The following is a 19,698-nucleotide window of genomic DNA, read 5'->3' as shown; positions in this document are numbered from 1 at the left end:
CTAAAAAACACAGTTTATATAACTTTTGAGTATATCAACTAAGATTTAATTATTTTTTACTTATCAATAGCCGCTATATTCTGCCTTTGTGTTAAACACTTTATTATCTTTTTAGGGGCGTTACTCAGTGCAATATTTACCTATCTTTACCAAACTCGACAACAAACCAGTATTGGTGGTTGGCGGTGGAGAAGTTGCCTTGCGAAAATGCCGCGCGTTCTTAAAAGCGCGTGCTGCAGTAACCTTAGTTGCCCCGTGGTTTTGTGATGAATTAAAAGAACATGCGCACAACAATGAAGTTACTTTAATAGATGCCTATTTTGAAGAGTCACATCTTGATGGCAAAATTTTGATTATTGCCGCCACCGACAATGATGAAGTTAATAATACAGTTTTTGAACTCGCCAATGCACGTAATGTGTTTGTGAACGTGGTGGATGATCAACCTAAATGTACGTTTATTTTTCCCTCTATTGTTGATCGCAACCCAATTACCATTGCGATTTCAAGTGCAGGTACCGCACCGGTATTAGCAAGACGTTTACGTGAAAAGCTCGAAACACTTATCCCGCAACACATTGGTCCACTCGCCAACTTAGTTGGTGGCTTTCGCCATAAAGTAAAACAGCGCTTTAAACACTTTGCCGATCGTCGCCAGTTTTGGGAAGGTGTGTTTGATTCATCGGTAGTCAGTAAAGTCCAAACCGGTAATACCCATGGCGCTGAACAACAACTAGAGCAAATGCTAGATGCCAAAGTAGAGCCAGAAGGTGAAGTATACGTAGTAGGTGCAGGCCCAGGCGACCCAGAGTTACTCACCCTAAAAGCATTGCAGCTAATGCAACAAGCCGACGTGGTGGTATATGATTATTTAGTTTCCGACGAAATTATGGAATTAGTACGCCGCGATGCCGATTTAATTTGTGTGGGTAAGCGCTTAGGCGATCATAGCGTAGCCCAAGAAGACACTAATCAGATGCTAGTTGATTTAGCGCAACAAGGTAAAAAAGTATGTCGTATTAAAGGCGGCGACCCATTTATTTATGGTCGTGGTGGCGAAGAAGTACAAGTATTGGCAGCCAATAACGTAAATTACCAAATAGTGCCAGGTATAACGGCGGCTGCAGGCTGTAGTGCCTATGCAGGTATTCCTTTAACGCATCGCGATCATGCTCAAGCTATTCAATTTGTTACTGGTCACTGTAAAAAGGAAGGGCAAGAGCTTAATTGGCAGTCGCTTGCACAAAAAAACCAAACACTGGCTATTTATATGGGGGTGATTAAATCGCCGCATATTCAAGCCGAGCTATTAAAACATGGGCGAGAAGCAACAACACCAGTGGCAATTATTGAAAACGGCACACGTAAAAATCAACGCGTAGTTACCGGACAGTTAGACCAATTAGCGCAGCTCATTGAGCAGCATCAAATAATTTCGCCCGCGTTACTCATTATAGGTGAAGTGGCCTCACTACATGACCAATTACACTGGTTTGGTGAAAAAGCGCAGATCAGTAGCTTTGCTCAACCACTGACAGACGTAGCGTAATTTAACAGATTTTAATTTAATCATTTTAGTAGGACGACCAACAATGGCTTTAACTCACCTTCAGCAACTTGAAGCTGAAAGTATCAAAATCATGCGCGAAGTCGCCGCTGAGTTTGAGAACCCAGTTATGCTTTACTCAATCGGTAAAGACTCATCGGTACTTTTGCATTTAGCACGTAAAGCATTTTACCCTGCAAAAATTCCGTTTCCGTTATTACACGTAGACACCAACTGGAAGTTTCGTGAAATGATTGAGTTTCGCGACCGTTTAGCTAAAGAGTACGGCTTTGATTTAATCGTACACAAAAACCCTGAAGGCATCGAAATGGGTGTAGGCCCATTCACGCATGGTTCGGGTAAACATACCGATATCATGAAAACTCAAGGGCTAAAGCAAGCGCTGAATAAATACGGTTTTGATGCCGCATTTGGTGGCGCACGTCGTGATGAAGAGAAATCACGCGCCAAAGAGCGTGTTTACTCATTTCGTGATAAACACCATCGCTGGGATCCTAAAAACCAACGCCCTGAGCTTTGGAATACCTATAACAGCCAAGTGAACCCAGGTGAAAGCATTCGTGTATTCCCACTATCTAACTGGACTGAACTAGATATTTGGCAATACATTTATCAAGAAAACATCGAAATGGTGCCACTGTATCTTGCTAAAGAGCGCCCTGTGGTAGAGCGCGATGGCACGCTAATTATGGTTGATGACGATCGCATGCCGCTTAATGAAGGTGAAGTACCGCAAATGAAGTCGGTTCGCTTTAGAACATTAGGCTGTTACCCGCTGACTGGTGCAGTTGAATCTACAGCCAGCAATCTAACCGAAATTATTGAAGAAATGCTGCTTTCATCGTCATCTGAACGTGAAGGTCGAGTGATCGATCATGACTCAGCAGGCTCAATGGAGAAGAAAAAACGTGAGGGGTATTTCTAATGTCTAACCTAAATAACGATACATTTAATGAAGTAAAAGAAATTGGTATAGACGCTTACCTAGCACGTCAACAAGATAAAAGCTTATTGCGTATGCTGACTTGTGGCAGTGTGGATGACGGTAAATCAACCTTAATTGGCCGCCTACTGCACGATAGTCACCAAATTTATGAAGATCAGCTAGCCGCGCTTCATAAAGATAACGAAAAAGTGGGTAACGCCGGTGAAGAGCTTGATTTAGCACTGTTAGTTGATGGCCTTCAAGCTGAGCGTGAGCAAGGCATAACAATTGACGTAGCGTACCGTTATTTCTCAACCGCTAAGCGTAAGTTTATTATTGCCGACACCCCTGGGCATGAGCAGTACACCCGTAACATGGTAACGGGTGCATCAACCAGTGATGTTGCCATTATTTTAGTGGATGCACGTTATGGCGTGCAGGTACAAACTAAGCGCCATAGCTTTATTTGTGACTCATTAGGCATTAAACAGTTTGTGGTTGCGGTTAACAAAATGGATATTGTTGATTTTGACGAAACCGTTTATGAAAAAATTAAAGCCGATTATTTAAAATTTGCTAAGCAACTTAACGTATCAAACATTAAGTTTGTGCCTATGTCGGCGCTTAAAGGCGATAATGTAGTAACTCGCTCTGCACACACTCCTTATTACACCGACAAACCATTGCTTGAGCTGTTAGAAGACTCTCCGGCAGCTGAAATCGACACTGGTTTTGAAGCGCGCCTTCCGGTGCAGTATGTAGTTCGCCCTAATTTAAACTTCCGTGGTTTTCAAGGCACGCTGACCTCAGGTAAATTACGCGTTGGCGATGAGATAAAAGTACTGCCTTCAGGTAAAACATCTAACATTAAAGAGATTGTGACTTTTGATGGCAACCTCGACACCGCCGAAGCTGGCCAAGCAATTACGGTTACTCTTAATACTGAAATAGATATTAGCCGAGGAGACGTTATTGTACCTGCGAATTCGCAAGCTCAAGTAACCAACCAATTACAGGCTAAGATTGTGTGGATGCACGAGTCGCCATTGGTGCTTGGTAAAAGCTACAACCTTAAACTTGGCAGCAAAAACACCTCGGCCACGGTCACAAAAATTGATCACACTATTGATGTAAACACGCTAGAGCATGGCAGTGCAGATTCATTGCAGTTAAACGAAATTGCGATTGTGACACTGGAGCTGACCGAGACTATTTTAGCCGATCAGTACCATCATAATCATGAAACCGGTTCGTTTATTCTTATTGATCGTTTATCAAACTTAACGGTTGCAGCAGGAATGATAGAACAGGTACTGCAAAGTGAAGAAAACGCAGGACAATTCAGCGACTTTGAAGTTGAATTTAATGCCCTCGTACGCAAGCACTTTCCACATTGGCAAGCGCTTGATATCTCAAAGCTATAACGTTAATGAACGCCTGTTAGGAACATTTAAAGCATGGTAGAACAGCTCATTTTAACAGGCATTATGTTGCTTTTAGTCGGGTGCCTGTTTGGCACCCGTATTAATCCTGCATGGTTATTTGTAAGTGCCATAGGCACAAGCTACCTAACCGGGTTAATTGACTTAGAAAGCATGCTGGTTAATTACACTAACTCATCATTAATTACTTTAGTGTTATTAATTTTAGTGTCGATAGCGATAGAAAAAACCACACTTATTCAACGCTTAGCTAAATCGTTATCCAGTGGTAGTTTAGTTAAGTCAGTAACTAAATTAGGGCTTTCTACCGCCTTTTTATCGTCGTTTACTAATAATACCGCGGTGGTTGCCTCTTTAATTACCGCCATAAAGGATAACCCAAATCACTCCCCTTCAAAGCTGCTGTTACCTTTGTCGTACACCGCTATTTTAGGGGGGACAATTACGCTTATTGGTACCTCTACTAACTTAATTGTAAATGGCTTTGCAGTAGATGCGGGCATGGCGCCACTGGGCTTTTTTGATTTTACCTTGGTGGGTTTAGGCGCACTTAGTGTGGGCTTAATTACTATTTTGGTGATGCTAAAATGCCTGCCTGACAATGGTAAAAATAGCCAAGAGGTGGTGCCTTTTTATCTAGAAGGGAAAGTGCAAACTGGCTCAAAGTTAATAAATCGTACCGTAGAAGAAAATGGTTTACGCGATTTAAAAGACTTGTTTTTGGCTGAAATTATTCGTGATGGCAACCGTATTTGCGCCGTGACCCCCCAACATATTATTCAACAAGACGACATACTGCTGTTTGTGGGCGACATAAAGTCAGTGCCTTTGCTTACTCGCTTTGATGGCTTAAAAGTGGTGCACGACAAACACGAAAAAGACATTGAACACCTCGTTGAAGTTGTCGTTAGCCAATCGTCTAAGTTAATTGGCAAAACGGTAAAAGAAGCCCGCTTTAGAGAACAATTTCATGCAGCCGTTATTGCTATTCGCCGTGGGCATGACCGTTTACAAGGCGGGCTTGGACAAGTGCGATTACAAGCAGGTGACTCACTCATTCTCGCCCCTGGTAAAAGCTTTTATGACTTAACTAACTTAAAACGCGAGTTTGTGTATATTTCAGGGCTCGATTTACAAACCCACCTAGGTGCAAAGCAATCAAATATTGTGTTGTTAAGCTTTGCAGGTGTGCTGGGATTAAGTATTTTAGGTGCAGTACCGCTAGTTAAAGGCTTGTTAGTGTTACTTATTGGCCTAATGCTGTGTGGTACTATTAAGCTAAGCGAAATAAAGCGCCGCTTTCCTATTGAGTTACTTGCTGTCGTGGGCAGTGCTATAGGTTTAGCTAAGCTGATGATAGGCACCGGCCTTGCTGGGCAAATATCAGACGCCATGTTTGTAGTGCTAGGCGACTTTGGCCCTTATGGCGCGTTTATCGCTATCTTTTTAATGACCGTATTATTCACCGAATTAATCACCAATAATGCCGCAGCAGCGCTATCGTTCCCGGTTGCCTACTCACTAGCCATTGGCTTTAACGTAGAACCTTTGCCGTTTATTATGGCAGTTGCATTTGGCGCTTCAGCCAGCTTTATTTCACCTTTTGGTTATCAAACTAACCTGATGGTTTATAGCGCAGGTAACTATCGACTTAAAGACTATGTAATGATGGGGCTACCGCTTTCTATTATTTATTCAATTACCGTACTAACTTTGATCCCGCTGGTATTTCCGTTTTAATGCCCGCGCTTATAGCATAAAGAGACACAGCAAATGGATAACAATATTGTTTGGCATAATTACGCCACTACTAAAATGCAGCGCAGTGAACAAAAAAATCATAAGAGCGCTATTATATGGTTTACTGGTTTTTCTGGCTCAGGTAAAAGCACCGTTGCGAATGCACTAGAAGCAGCACTCAATCAGCAAGGCGCACACACCTATTTACTTGATGGCGACAATGTACGCCATGGTTTATGTAAAGATTTAGGCTTTAGTGATGCCGATCGCGTTGAGAATATCCGCCGCGTAGGCGAAACCGCCAAGCTAATGGTTGATGCTGGTTTGTTAGTCCTTACTGCGTTTATATCTCCTTTTAAAGCTGAGCGCGACATGGTTCGTGAGTTAGTTGATGAGGGTGAATTTATCGAAGTATTCATCGACACCCCTCTTGAGGTGTGTGAAAGTCGCGACCCAAAAGGCTTATATAAAAAGGCACGCGCCGGTGAAATTAAACACTTTACTGGGATTGATTCAATTTACCAGCCGCCGGTTAATCCTGAAATAATTTTAGATACCAGTAAAAACACCCTAGACCAATCGGTAGCTCAACTGATAACGTATCTAAAACATCAGCATATACTATAGGCCCATGTAATGAACCAAACTGAACTGCTAGAAGAAACCCTTATTCTCGCTCGCGAAGCGGGAAGTGCGATTATGGGTATTTACAATAAAGACTTTAACGTTGAATACAAAGCTGATGAAAGCCCCGTAACCGACGCCGACTTAGCAGCTCATAAAATCATTAGTGCAGGGCTCAAAAAGCTCACTCCAGACATTCCTGTATTGAGTGAAGAAAGTGCAGATATTGGTTGGGACGTACGCCAAACATGGAACAGCTATTGGCTGGTTGACCCAATTGATGGCACCAAAGAATTTATTAAAAAGAACGGCGAGTTTACCGTTAATATTGCCCTAATCGAAAACGGCAAACCAGTTTTAGCTGTGGTTGATGCCCCTGCGCTAGGTGTATCGTACATAGCCGCCGAAGCCATTGGTGCTTTTAAAGACAAAGGCGATGAGCGCATCGAGCTTAAAGTCACCACCAAACCTAACAAAGGCCTTATACGTGTTGTAGGCAGTCGCTCGCACCCCTCTCCTGATTTAGCTGAATTTGTAAAACGCTTTGATGAGGTTGAAATGGTGTCAAAAGGCAGCTCACTCAAACTGTGTTTAGTCGCCGAGGGCAGTGCCGACATTTACCCACGCTTAGGCCCAACCTGTGAATGGGATACCGGCGCAGGCCATGCCATTGCCGAAATAGCCGGCGCTAAAGTAACTAAGCTCGATGGCAGCCCGCTTGTATACAACACCAAAGATGAATACTTAAATCCGTATTTTGTAGTGAGTGTGATAGAAGAGTAAGGGTAGTTTTTAGTGGTTAGCTATCAGTTGTCAGCAAGACAAGTGGTAGCTTTAACTCTTTGATGTTACCAGTTGATGTCTAGCAAACGGTGAAAAAACATGCCTAATTTATTACTTGCTAGGTTTTAAGTACATCATGCTACCTTTAAATACATCAAATAACTCACAATGAAACTTTTGAAGACTATCAATTAGCTCCTCAATTTCCCTTAGATTACGAGTAAACTCGGGATTTGATTCTTGCGTACCAGGTAATGAATTAATTTGCATTAAGTTTAGCCAGGCTGATGCATCAGAGTCTACTTGAAATAACCAATCGGTCACAATACCGTCAAAATAAAAATCAGCTAGGGCGAGTGCCTCTTGAAGCTCTTCGTATAACTTATCATCGACCACACGATTTATATCAACGCTACGCAAAAACCTTTTAACAACTATATAAATATGCAGTTTATTTGAGTTACTTTCACGCTTCTCTTTATAAACATTAAGCTTCCACTGCTGGTATGCAATAAAGCCTACTGAGATGGCAATTACAGGGCTTAATAAAGCCGAAAAGATATCAATAACTTGCTTAGCTGTACTTAACGCTTCCAATTTAAATTCCTTTTAAGTTAACCCATTTAGATCTTTTTTAAGTTTTGTAAGTCAAAAAAGAAAGTCCTATCCCTATTTATCTAAAACCCTAACGATTTTGTTGGGCGATAAAAGCAAGCGAGTGTTGATTGAATAAGTCTGGGCGTTCCACGTTACAAACATGGCCACATTGGTGAATAGTTTGCAGTACGCTATTTTTATGGCGCTTAACCATTTCTTTAACCGGGCCAAGGAACATGTGATCTTCTTTACCCATAATGTAAAGAATGGGTATATCAATGTCTTTTTCTTTGAAGTACTGCATTAAGGGGTTTACGTCCATGGCTAATTTAAACCATTTTATAAACTCTTTTTGGCACAAGCGTTTTGCTTCACGAACAAACAAAAGTCGAGACTCTTTATGGCGCTTTTTCGGCATCATAATAAAAGCAAATAAACGATACAGCCACATGTAAGGCAACAAGTGTTTAAAGGTATTGCCTAAATAAACTAAGGTATTACTACGAGTGTTAAAACGAGTAACCGCTCCACCTAGCACCATGCTAGAAACATATTGCGGGGCGATTTCTGCAATATTTCGAATAAGAATTGTGCCCAATGAAATACCAACAAAATGTGCGCTGGTTATATTGTTATGATCTAACACATCGATAATGTCTTTAGAGACATTATTAAATGAGTAATTATTATCAACAAAGTTTTGTAATAGATCATTCGATTGACCGTGACCGCGAAGATCAAGTAACAACACATTATATTCTTTTTTATAAGCTTTAAGCTGACGAAACCAGATTGCCGAACTCCCCCCTGCGCCATGAACAAATACTACCCATGTTTTACTGGTTTCATGCACAAAAATAGTATGGAAAAGAATGTCTTTGCTCATTGCAGTTAGCGGCCTATTTACTTCAGTTGGCTGATTAAATTGTAGAAAGTATAACGGAGTTTAGAAAAAATCTCTTATGAAGTTCCGATTAATGGCTTCAATATTACAGGATAAAACTCGCTTTGAGTTGTTAGTTATCAATTAACTGAGCAAGAAAGTGGCCAAGTATTTTCAATTCTCATAATACCCTTACCAACCATTCGCTGGTTAATGCATACCAAGTACACATTGGCTTGAAAATAACTTTTCAGATTGTATGTCCCTCCTTCAATAGTATCTTTGCTGATTATTCACGCATTTAGCAGCATAATTCTGCACTAATTGCGCAGCTTTTAAACACTGTTTCATATTCGTGACAGTCAGTAACTAATACGCTACAACAAATTTATATCCAAGACATAAAAACACATGAAATGTGTGGTTAAAAACTATATTCTTCGGCGCAATTATTATGATAAATAATGGATATACACACATGACAACATCTCAAGGTGCAACGCTTTCAAATGCACCAGCACAAGACGCACACACGTCTAAGTCAAAATGGAACCTGCACGATACGCAGTGGACACTGAGCCTTTTTGGCACCGCAGTAGGTGCTGGTATTTTATTTTTACCGATTAATATTGGTATTGGTGGTTTTTGGCCACTGATTATTATGGCGTGTTTAGCCTTTCCAATGACCTTTTTAGCGCACCGTGGTTTGGCGCGTTTTGTATTATCATCAAAAAATAAAGAGGCTGATTTTACCGATGTAGTAGAAGAACACTTTGGCGTAAACGCGGGTCGACTGATCTCCTTATTATACTTTTTATCAATTTTTCCTATTTTGCTTATTTACGGTGTGGGTTTAACCAATACGGTAGACAGCTTTATGGTCAATCAGTTAGGGATGGAGTCGCCGTCACGCGTTGCTTTATCGGGTATTTTAGTTGCACTAATGATTGGCTTAATGATGGGCGGTGAACGCTTAATGCTGCGCGCCTTTGCTATTTTAGTGTACCCGCTAGTGGGTATTTTATTCTTTTTGTCTTTGTATTTAATCCCAAGCTGGCAAATGCCCGATACAGCTTTGCCTGAGCTAGGTAGCTTTAGTAAAACACTTTGGTTATCGATTCCTATTATTGTGTTTTCGTTTAGCCATGCAGCGGCTATTTCAAGCTTTGTTAATAAGCAACGTAGTCACTACGGTGACCTAGCAACGTCTAAGTCAGAAGCGATTTTAAAGCGCACTAGCTTATTACTGATCACCTTTGTTTTGTTATTTGTGTTCTCATGCGTGTTATCGCTTACCGGCGACCAAATGGCTGAAGCAAAAGCGGCAAACGTCTCTGTTTTATCTTACTTGGCTAATATTACAGAAAACTCATTTATTGCAACGCTGGGACCTTTGGTTGCCTTTATTGCGATTATGTCGTCGTTTTTAGGTCACTTTTTAGGGGCACGCGAAAGCTTTACTGGGTTAGTGACTAAACACTCAAGCATGAGCCCTAAAGTCGCTGACAAAGTGGGTGCGGTACTGATGTTTTTCGCTATTTGGTTCTGCGCGGTTAAGAACCCAAGCATACTAGATATGATGGATCAGTTATCGGGGCCAATCATTGCGATGATTTTATTCATTATGCCAATGATTGCAGTTTACAAAGTGCCTAGCTTACAAAAATACCGTAACCGTTTAAGTACCTTATTTGTACTGGCTGTTGGCTCATTAGCTGTATTTGCGTTACTGTACAGCATGCTTGGCTAAGCAGTATTTATTACAAAAGCCCAGTATTTTGCTGGGCTTTTTTGTGTCTACGGTTTATCGCAAATGATTTGTTTATCTTATTGTTTGTGCAATGTTAGCTTATATATTCGTTTAAAAAACAAGCCAGCCATGCAAAATAATAAATACGTTTTTTTACTCACTTTTATACTCATACTATTTAGCCCTGACATTAAAGCCGCTGAGCCCCCTACTATTCTATCAATGAAAGAAAGGGCTGCGTTTATCGATAGCATTACCGAAAAACGTATTAAGACTTTATTACCCACATTAATGCAGCAACACAGTATAGATATGTGGCTAATGATAAGCCGCGAATATAATGAAGACCCGATATTAAAAACCATGCTGCCTGCTACATGGCTCTCGGCAAGGCGCACCACTATTTTATTATTTGCAGTTAACAAACAAGGCGGTGTTGACGCCTTTGCAATTGCGCCTTACAAAATAGGGAGTGTTTTTAAAAAGGCCTGGGATAAGCAAGCACAGCCTAATCAGTGGCAAGCGCTCAATACGCTTATTGAGCAATACCAACCGCGAAATATTGCTCTCAACACATCTACAGATTGGGCACATGCCGATGGGCTAGTGCTTGGCGATTACACCACTTTAATGGCCAACTTACCTGCGATATATAAAAATAAAATAACCTCAGCCGAGCCGCTGGCTGTTGCATGGTTAGAGCAACGCATTCCAGAAGAAGTGGACATGTACAAACACATTGTTGCTATTGCTCACTCTATTATTGCTGAGGGCTTTTCAAATAAAGTAATTACGGTGGGCAAAACAACCAGCGACGACTTAGTATGGTGGTTTAGAGAGCGCGTAAGGGAGCTTAAGCTGCAAACGTGGTTTCACCCTAGTATTGCAATACAACGCGCCGACAGTAAATCGTTCGACCACGAAGACAGCTTTACCAACGGCTATGCCGATAATGTTATTCAAGCAGGCGACTTATTACATATCGATTTTGGTATTAATTATTTGCGTTTAAATACAGACACTCAACAACACGCTTATGTTTTAAAACCAGACGAAACAAAAGCCCCCGATTACCTTGTTGATGCGTTAAAAAAGGGCAATAAGCTACAAGACATTTTTACGGCTGAATTTACAGCTGGGAAAACAGGTAATCAGGTATTAAAAGCCGCCCGCGAAAAAGCCATTGCACAGGGGTTAAAGCCCACTATTTATACTCACCCGCTCGGCTATCATGGTCATGCAGCTGGTACAACACTAGGTATGTGGGATGCTCAGCAAGGTGTGCCGGGGGATGGCGATTACCCGTTGCATTTAAACACGGCGTACTCGATTGAGCTTAACAATGCGGTGTTTATAAAACCGTGGAATAAAGAAATAAGAATAATGCTTGAAGAAGATGCTATGTTTGATAAAACCGGTGTGTGGTACCTCAATGGCCGACAAACCCAGTTATTACTTGTTAAGTAGCATTAAACAACACATACAAAAATGGCGCTCAATGAGCGCTATTTTTATTTAATCTAATTGCTATTATTCTGTATCTGGCAGGTTACGGCCATAGAATATTTCTTGCATTTCACGTGTTAGCTTTGAGCGAATCTCTTCTTCTTCGTCATCTGACAAATCATCAGTAGATAAACCAAATAAATACGTATTTAAATCGGTTTCTTTTAACATCATTTTGGTATGGAACAGGTTTTCTTGATACACGTTCACGTCCATCATTTGGTACGCTTCTTTGGTATCTTCTGTCATGAAGTTTTGAATCGAATTAATTGCATGATCAATGTAATGTTTAACGCCGTTTACATCACGGGTAAAACCACGTACGCGGTAATCAATCGTTACTACATCAGACTCAAGACTATGGATTAAGAAGTTTAACGCTTTAAGCGGCGAGATAATGCCACAGGTTGATACTTCAATATCCGCACGGAAAGTACAAATACCATCATCTGGGTGTGCTTCAGGGTATGTGTGAACACAAATGTGGCTTTTATCAAGGTGTGCAACCACTGAGTCAGGTAATGGCCCTGGTGCTTCGTCAGCATCATAGTTTTGCTGCTCTTCTACAGGCTCTTCTGAAACTAAAATAGTTACACTGGCACCTTGTGGCTCATAATCTTGACGTGCAACATTTAAAATATTGGCACCAATAATATCAACCACATCACCTAAAATGTCGGTTAGTCTATCTGCACTATACTGCTCATCGATATATTCTATATATTCTTTACGTTGCTGCTCTGTTTTTGCATAGCAAATATCGTAAATACTAAAGCTTAGGCTTTTAGTTAAATTATTAAAGCCATGAAGTTTAAGTTTATCGAAGGGTTTGTTCATATAAACCAACCTATAAATTAGTGAAATCTGCACCTGCAGAATGAAAAGTTCGCGGATTTTATACGAATTTCACTCACGGAAAAAGCGTTATTTTTCCTGATCTTCAACAACTTCATGGCTGTGGGTAATTTCTACTGTTTTATCAAGCATTAATGCAACTGAGCAATACTTTTCGGCAGAAAGCGAAACCGCTCGCTCTAGGTGTTTTTCAGACACATTCTTACCAGTTACAACAAAGTGTAAATTAATTTTAGTGAACACGCGCGGGGCTGTTTCTGCTCGTTCAGCAGTTAATTGCACATCAACGGATGAGAAGTCTTGCTTGGTTTTTTTTAAAATACTTACCACATCAACCGATGAACAGCCACCGACAGACATAAGCACCATTTCCATTGGGCTTGGTGCTGCTCCGTCACTACCCGCATCAAATACCACATTATGATTACTATTAGAGCGGCCTATATAGGTATTACCTTCAACCCATTTTACATTTGCTTGCATTGTTTTATCTCATTAGTTTAATTTTGTATTCATTACACGCAGGCTCTCACGCGCATTTAAAATTAAATAGCGAATAAAGCGTGGTTTTTAAAGGGGGAACAATTAATTAATAGCGTTATCAAATAAGTTTTTAACTAGCCCAGCAAATTCATCAATAAAAGCATGCTGTTCTACTGTAACAGTGTGAGAGGTCACACTACTCAGCACTTCTTGTAAATCGTAAACAATGCCATCAACCTCGCGCACAATTTGACTGCGCTGCTCTGTAGAAAGGTCTGGGTGTTGTTGACAAATGCGTATGACATTTTCGGCAATTACATCTTCAATTAACTCAATAACGGTTGGCGCACCTGGCTTTATTTCGCCTGGTTTTTCAAACAACGCTAAGTTCTGAGTTAGGTACATTATTAAGTCATCGTACCCTTGCCTGTTTAAAACCATCGTTTATTTACCTCAAAAATACTGATTGCTTAATTTAAGCAGAAAGCACTAATAATTGCTAGCTTTGTGGGATTGCAATACAAAAAAAGCAGCCGAAGCTGCTTTTATACTAATTAAGTATTATTAACTTAATCTATTTTTAAGCCTGGGCTTAATGTTGCTGGCATGGTTACTTTTTCAAGTTCCACAGAAGCAACAGGGTATGCACAGTAATCGGCAGCGTAATAAGCGCTTGCTCTGTGATTACCTGAGGCACCAATACCACCAAACGGTGCAGCACTTGAGGCGCCTGTAATTGGACGGTTCCAGTTAACAATACCCGCACGAATACGACGTAAGAAATGATCGTAATCAGCTTGGTTATCACTTAATAAACCTGCTGATAAACCAAAGCTAGTGTCGTTTGCTTTATCAATTGCTTGGTCAAAGTCATCAAAGCGGAATACTTTTAAAAGTGGACCAAAATGCTCTTCATCTGGGAAGTCATTAATATTAGTACACTCAATAATACCCGGTGTAACAAAACCGGTGTTAGCTGTATGCTCAAGCTCAACTAACACGTCACCACCCATGGCTTTTAACTCGTCTTGCGCTTTAACCATACCAGCGGCAGCGGCTGCAGAGATCATTGAACCCATAAACGGTTGGTCAGCGTCGTCGTAGTTACCAACTTTAATTGCTTTAGTCGCTGTAATTAAGCGCGCTAAAATTTCATCGCCTTTAGCGCCTGTTGGTAAAAACAATTTACGCGCACAGGTACAACGTTGGCCGCTTGAGATAAACGCAGATTGCACAATATCGTGCACTACAGCAAGAGTATCTTCTGCATCTTTAACGATTAGCGGATTATTACCACCCATTTCAAGCGCTAGAATTTTACCTGGTTGACCTGCGAACTGTTCATGTAAAATATGACCCGTACGTGAAGACCCAGTAAAGAATAAACCATCAATGCCTTTGTGTGACGCCAATGCTTTACCTGTTTCTACTTCACCTTGAACTAGGTTAATTACCCCAGCAGGTAAACCGGCTTTTTCCCATAGTTTAAGGGTTAGCTCAGCCACCATAGGTGTAAGTTCAGATGGTTTAAATACCACAGTATTACCGGCTAAAAGTGCAGGTACAATGTGGCCATTTGGTAAATGCCCAGGGAAGTTGTAAGGGCCAAATACAGCAACAACGCCATGTGGCTTATGACGGATCATCGCACGACCTTGCGGCATAGCGTTTTCAACATCACCAGTACGGTCTAAAAATGCTTTTTCAGCAATGGCAATTTTACCTACCATGGCGCCCGCTTCAGTACGTGTTTCCCAAAGTGGTTTACCTGTTTCTTGTGCAATAGCAACCGCTAGCTCTTCGCTGTGCTCTTTTAATGTTGCAGCAAAGGTTTTTACAATCTCTAAACGCTCGCTAAAGCTTTTATCAGCCCAGCTGTAAAATGCTTCACGTGCTGATGCTACAGCGCTATCTACTTGCTCTGCGCTTGCAGCTGATGCCTGCCAAATAACGTCGTTATTTGCAGGATTAACTGAGTTAAATTCTGTGCCTTGGCCTTGCGACCATTGACCATTAATAAATTGTGCAGGATGAGTCATATACTTTCTCCTAAATTAAACTGGGGTAGCAGTAACAAAGTCGCCCGATTTTAAATGTAATGCATCAGCAAGTTCTTGCGTAAGCACAAGGCTGTTTGAACGCGAATCAAATGCCATAGGAACAACGGTTGCTCTAAAGTCTTCAAGCTTATCATTGGCTAGCAATACCATGGTATCACCTGTCATTTCGCCAATTTCAACACTAAAGTTTTGTGCATTACGTACAGTAGCAATGTTATCTACTTTTGCTTCAACGGTTGGGCCTGCATCAAAAATGTCGACGTAACCATTAAAAGTAAAGCCTTCACTTTTTAATAACTGAATAGCTGGGCGCGTATTATCGTGTACTTGACCAATAACCGCTTGCGCTTCTTTACTCAATAAGTTGACGTAAATTGGGTATTTAGGCATTAACTCAGCAATAAACACTTTTTGGCCAATTCCCGTCAGATAATCTGCGGTTGGAAAATCCATTGAGAAAAAGTGCTCTTCAAGCCACTGCCAAAACGGGCTACTGCCGTTTTCGTCAGATACGCCACGCATTTCTGCGATAACGGTTTGTGCAAAGCGTTGCTGGTGCTGTTTTATAAACATAAAGCGTGCTTTTGAAAGCAGCTTACCGTTACAATTTTTACGATAACCGTCTTTTAAAAACAGCGTACACAGCTCTGTAGCCCCAGTGTAGTCATTACAAAGGGTGAGAATATCTACCGCTTTATATACATCTAGCGTGCGCGAAGAGTGAATCACTTTACTCAAATGATAGTGATAAAATGCGTCATCTAAGCCAACTGCCGCTTCAATACCTGAAGTACCAACTACTTCACCAGTTTCAGTATCTTCAAGAACAAATAAGTACCCTTCATCACCAGGTTGTGACGTGGTTTTTGTAAATGAGTTAACTGAATGTGCAATCTTCTTTTGTAATAACTCTTCATTATTAGGTAAAGAAGTAAAGCCATGTCCCGACTCGTCGGCAATGGTTACTAAAGCTGCATAATCACTTTTTTGGATTGGGCGAAGGATCATCATGAATCCGCTTACTCCCTTATATATAACGGTAAATAGGAACTGCAGGGCAAACAATGTTTGCCCTTAGAGAAGTTGAATTAGCGATTACGCATTTACAACGTGGGCTACTGCTTTTTCAAAGCGTGCCATACCTTCGCGAATTTCAGCTTCTGGTATTACTAAAGATGGAGTGAAACGAACCACATCAGCACCCGCTACAAGTGACATTAAGCCATGCTCAGTACCTGCAACTAAAAACTCTTTAGCGCGCCCTTTGTACTGCTCATTAACTACGGCACCGATTAATAAACCTTGGCCACGAATTTCACTAAATACATGGTACTTTTCGTTAATCGCATTAAGTAGCTCGGTAAATAACGCCGCTTTTGCTTTAACGCCCGCTAATACTTCTGGATTGTTCACTGTATCAAATGCAGCTTCTGCAACTGCACAGGCTAGTGGGTTACCGCCGTAAGTAGAACCATGAGTACCTACTTTAAGATGCTGTGCAATCTCAGTGGTTGTTAGCATAGCGCCAATTGGAAAACCGCCACCAAGTGCTTTAGCTGAAGTTAAAATGTCAGGTACTACGTTTAAGCCTTGGTATGCGTATAGCTCACCCGTACGACCAACACCTGATTGCACTTCATCAAAAATTAGCAATGCATTGTGCTTAGTACATAAATCACGAACGCCTTGAGCAAATTCGTCAGTTGGCGAGATAATACCGCCTTCACCTTGAATTGGCTCCATCATTACCGCACAGGTGTTATCGCTAATCAACGCTTCAAATGCGGCAAGGTCATTGTAGTCACAATGAACAATGTCGCCTGGCTTAGGACCAAAACCGTCAGAGTAAGCCGCTTGACCGCCTACAGTAACCGTGAAGAAGGTACGACCATGGAAACCTTTATTAAAGGCGATAATTTGTGACTTTTCTGCACCAAATTTATCAAGCGCAAAACGACGCGCTAATTTAAGTGCCGCTTCGTTTGCTTCTGCGCCTGAGTTTGCAAAGTAAACTTTTTCTGCAAAAGTCGCATCAACCATTTTTTTAGCTAAGCGAAGCGCTGGCTCATTGGTCATTACATTTGATAAATGCCAAATTTTTTCGCCCTGCTCTTTTAATGCACCCACTAATGCAGGATGGCAGTGGCCAAGACAGTTAACGGCAATACCACCAGCAAAGTCGATAAACTCTCGTCCTTGTTGATCCCATACACGAGAACCTTCGCCTCGAACTGGAATTACGCTTGAAGGTGCGTAGTTAGGAACCATTACGTGATCAAATAATTCGCGATTGACTGTCATTTTATTTCCTCTTAATTGTGTGCATCACAAAGCAGTAGAATAGGGGTGTGATTATTGTTAATAACCAAATGTGTCGGCAAAAAATAATAGCTATGTATTTGCCTGAAACTACGTTGTGGTTCAATTTTCAGGCGCTCATTATTTCAGAAATTTAGGGTTATGTCTCTTCAAAAACTTTCATGTACCCCTTTAAAATAAAGGGCTTAAGATATTATTTCATAGATAGTGAATAACTATTTGAGAGCTAATAATGATGTGCATTTACCTTAGTCAGCGCCTCTACAACGAAAAAAGCATAGCGCTTATAAACCAACTGCACATGAATAAGTAGAATTAAAGTGAATGAATAGTCGCAAAAAAATTAACAGATTTAATCGATTTGAAGTGCCAAATTAGTAAAATTAGCTGTTTGTAAGGTCTCTAACTCTTTTTTTGTAAACTTATAATAGCTAAACCAGCTTTGTAATTCATCGTCTTCAATAAGCTGGTGCTCTTTTAAATTTAAGTACTGAGAGTAACAACGCGCCTTTAAAATTACTTGTGATAATGGCAATAAGCTATCACCTTCTTCTGTCCCATTCACTAACTGCTGCATAACAGTGTTAAAGGGTAAGTATTTAAATGACATGGTTTCAATCACCTTGGCGCTAACAAGCAGTGATTTTTCATTCAGCAATGTCGTTAAAAATAGCGGGTCAGGTTTTAACTCCAACAACGCAGTGTGTAGGTTTTTGTCACCTTCTTCACGAGCACGCTGTATTTTGCGTTGCCATACTTGCTCAAACACTTTTAAATATAAGCGCACTAAGGCAATTTGCCCCACATTTAATAACATGCCTAAGGTAAATGCATGCATGGGATTTAACCCATTAAGCTGCGCTAGAGTTTGTGCCGCAATAGCACATGACATAGTGTTGTCTTTTAACCTGCGCTTTAATAGCGGAAATGGTGCGGTGCTGTTTGGCATCCAATGGCGCACTGCAAAAGTAGGCACTACCAGTTGCAGGTTGTCTAAGCCCAAATAACGTAATGCCAACGCTGGGGTATCTACTTTGACTGAGGTGCCTTTACTGCGTTGCTTACGATAAAAAGGTAAATTAACTAAGGTAACCAGCTCTCGCCCAAGCCAATTTAAATCGTTAATTAGCGGCTCTAAACGACCGACCGATGCCGCGCGTGTTGCAAGAATATCAAGTATCGCGGGCACATTATCATCTATACCAACAGTGTCTTTGATGACTAAATCTATGTCTTCAAGACGTTTGGCCATCACGGTTTCAATAACCGTATGTAATTTTTGACTGGTTTTTGCCTGTAACTTTTGATGTGAAGTACTTTTTTGTTGACGCTTTTGCTGCGCGGCCACTTCCACTTCTAATAAGGTACGCTTTTTAACGGGTTTACCGTCATTGAGGTCTAAGGTATGAATAAAGCCTATTTGCTGATTAGCAAAACTATGACCCAGTAGCAAATCATGCGCTCGTTGGTGTAGCACGTTAACAATTCGCTGTTGCTGCAATGTATCGGTCATAAACTCTATCTTAAGGCAAAAAAGGAAAATAGCTTACAGGTATAAGCCTAGAAGCGCGTTAAAAAGTTATCAAGTAAGGCTAAGCCTTGCTCGGTCAAAATTGCTTCAGGGTGAAACTGCACGCCTTCAAGTGCAAGCTCATTATGCAACAATCCCATAATTTCATCACGCAGCCCAGTGTTGCTTTGTGTCCATGCTGTTACTTCTAGTTCTTTAGGTAATGAGTGTGCTTCAACAATTAAAGAATGGTAGCGGCACACTGTCAGCGGGTTTGGTAAACCTTTAAACATACCTTGATGCTGGTGATAAATTGGCGATGTTTTTCCATGCATAACCTGTTTAGCGCGCACCACCTTACCACCTAGCACCTGAGCAATAGTTTGGTGCCCCAAACAAATACCTAATATAGGATAAGTTCCTTTAAATTGCTCTACAACAGATAACGATACTCCCGCTTCACTTGGGCTTTTAGGGCCTGGAGAAATCACAATATGATCGGGGTTTAACTGTTTAATTTCGCTCAGCGTTATTTGGTCGTTACGTTTTACCACCACTTCTTGATCTAATCGTTGAAAATACTGTACCAAATTGTAGGTAAACGAGTCGTAGTTATCGATCATTAAAAGCATGTATTAAAGTACTCAAAGTAAT

At 41.0% G+C, this 19,698-nt stretch carries 18 protein-coding genes; 8 read left to right on the top strand and 10 right to left on the bottom strand.

Annotated features, from left to right (window positions below; all coding sequences use genetic code 11):
- Positions 1 to 127: 127 nt before the first annotated feature.
- Genes cysG through cysQ form a run of 6 tightly spaced genes read left to right on the top strand, consistent with a single transcriptional unit; the run spans position 128 to position 7,081 of the window.
- Positions 128 to 1,549 (top strand): siroheme synthase CysG, encoded by a 1,422-nt coding sequence (gene cysG, locus CWB77_RS15845; protein WP_138623565.1) that lies wholly within the window; start codon positions 128 to 130, stop codon positions 1,547 to 1,549.
- Positions 1,550 to 1,592: 43 nt separating this feature from the next.
- The gene (gene cysD / locus CWB77_RS15840; RefSeq protein WP_008108450.1) at positions 1,593 to 2,492 is read left to right on the top strand and encodes a sulfate adenylyltransferase subunit CysD; all 900 of its coding nucleotides are present in this window, start codon (positions 1,593 to 1,595) and stop codon (positions 2,490 to 2,492) included.
- Positions 2,492 to 3,916, top strand: coding sequence for a sulfate adenylyltransferase subunit CysN (cysN, locus tag CWB77_RS15835; RefSeq protein ID WP_138623563.1), 1,425 nt, complete (start codon positions 2,492 to 2,494; stop codon positions 3,914 to 3,916). Before cysD ends, cysN begins: the two co-directional genes overlap by 1 nt.
- 33 nt (positions 3,917 to 3,949) lie before the next feature.
- A complete protein-coding gene (locus CWB77_RS15830) occupies positions 3,950 to 5,674 on the top strand; it encodes an SLC13 family permease (RefSeq protein WP_138623561.1) in 1,725 nt (574 codons plus the stop codon).
- A gap of 33 nt (positions 5,675 to 5,707) precedes the next feature.
- Positions 5,708 to 6,301, top strand: coding sequence for an adenylyl-sulfate kinase (gene cysC, locus CWB77_RS15825; protein ID WP_138623560.1), 594 nt, complete (start codon positions 5,708 to 5,710; stop codon positions 6,299 to 6,301).
- Between the two features lie 9 nt (positions 6,302 to 6,310).
- The gene (gene cysQ, locus CWB77_RS15820) at positions 6,311 to 7,081 is read left to right on the top strand and encodes a 3'(2'),5'-bisphosphate nucleotidase CysQ (protein WP_138623558.1); all 771 of its coding nucleotides are present in this window, start codon (positions 6,311 to 6,313) and stop codon (positions 7,079 to 7,081) included.
- 111 nt (positions 7,082 to 7,192) lie between these two features.
- Here cysQ and CWB77_RS15815 read toward each other — a convergent pair whose 3' ends face one another.
- Positions 7,193 to 7,678, bottom strand: coding sequence for a hypothetical protein (locus CWB77_RS15815; RefSeq protein ID WP_138623556.1), 486 nt, complete (start codon positions 7,676 to 7,678; stop codon positions 7,193 to 7,195).
- Between the two features lie 88 nt (positions 7,679 to 7,766).
- Positions 7,767 to 8,564, bottom strand: a complete 798-nt coding sequence (locus CWB77_RS15810; RefSeq protein ID WP_138623554.1) for an alpha/beta fold hydrolase — start codon at positions 8,562 to 8,564, stop codon at positions 7,767 to 7,769.
- Positions 8,565 to 9,039: 475 nt separating this feature from the next.
- Here CWB77_RS15810 and CWB77_RS15805 point away from each other — a divergent pair, with 475 nt between their 5' ends.
- A complete protein-coding gene (locus CWB77_RS15805) occupies positions 9,040 to 10,311 on the top strand; it encodes an aromatic amino acid transport family protein (protein ID WP_138623552.1) in 1,272 nt (423 codons plus the stop codon).
- 129 nt (positions 10,312 to 10,440) lie between these two features.
- A complete protein-coding gene (locus CWB77_RS15800) occupies positions 10,441 to 11,778 on the top strand; it encodes a M24 family metallopeptidase (protein WP_138623550.1) in 1,338 nt (445 codons plus the stop codon).
- Positions 11,779 to 11,841: 63 nt separating this feature from the next.
- On the opposite strand, the gene speD is transcribed toward CWB77_RS15800, so the two are convergent.
- From speD to CWB77_RS15760, 8 genes are all read right to left on the bottom strand, one after another.
- On the bottom strand, positions 11,842 to 12,654 hold the full coding sequence (gene speD, locus CWB77_RS15795; RefSeq protein WP_010392088.1) for an adenosylmethionine decarboxylase: 813 nt from the start codon (positions 12,652 to 12,654) through the stop codon (positions 11,842 to 11,844).
- 87 nt (positions 12,655 to 12,741) lie between these two features.
- Entirely contained in the window at positions 12,742 to 13,155 is a 414-nt protein-coding gene (locus CWB77_RS15790; RefSeq protein ID WP_010392086.1) for an OsmC family protein, read from the bottom strand.
- A gap of 102 nt (positions 13,156 to 13,257) precedes the next feature.
- Complete coding sequence (locus tag CWB77_RS15785) at positions 13,258 to 13,596, bottom strand: DUF3802 family protein (RefSeq protein WP_010392083.1); 339 nt, start codon at positions 13,594 to 13,596, stop codon at positions 13,258 to 13,260.
- Positions 13,597 to 13,724: 128 nt separating this feature from the next.
- Entirely contained in the window at positions 13,725 to 15,194 is a 1,470-nt protein-coding gene (gene astD / locus CWB77_RS15780; protein WP_138623548.1) for a succinylglutamate-semialdehyde dehydrogenase, read from the bottom strand.
- 15 nt (positions 15,195 to 15,209) lie between these two features.
- Positions 15,210 to 16,226, bottom strand: a complete 1,017-nt coding sequence (gene astA / locus CWB77_RS15775) for an arginine N-succinyltransferase (protein ID WP_055012478.1) — start codon at positions 16,224 to 16,226, stop codon at positions 15,210 to 15,212.
- 84 nt (positions 16,227 to 16,310) lie between these two features.
- A complete protein-coding gene (locus CWB77_RS15770; RefSeq protein WP_138623546.1) occupies positions 16,311 to 17,516 on the bottom strand; it encodes an aspartate aminotransferase family protein in 1,206 nt (401 codons plus the stop codon).
- Between the two features lie 370 nt (positions 17,517 to 17,886).
- Positions 17,887 to 19,047 (bottom strand): HDOD domain-containing protein, encoded by a 1,161-nt coding sequence (locus CWB77_RS15765; protein WP_138623545.1) that lies wholly within the window; start codon positions 19,045 to 19,047, stop codon positions 17,887 to 17,889.
- Positions 19,048 to 19,094: 47 nt separating this feature from the next.
- On the bottom strand, positions 19,095 to 19,676 hold the full coding sequence (locus tag CWB77_RS15760; RefSeq protein ID WP_010392074.1) for an anthranilate synthase component II: 582 nt from the start codon (positions 19,674 to 19,676) through the stop codon (positions 19,095 to 19,097).
- Positions 19,677 to 19,698 lie beyond the last annotated feature (22 nt).

The organism is Pseudoalteromonas sp. S1610, from assembly GCF_005887465.1.
GTDB classification, from domain to species: domain Bacteria; phylum Pseudomonadota; class Gammaproteobacteria; order Enterobacterales; family Alteromonadaceae; genus Pseudoalteromonas; species Pseudoalteromonas undina.
Note: the sequence above shows the minus strand (reverse complement) of the source record. Positions and strands in the feature narration are given on the sequence as shown.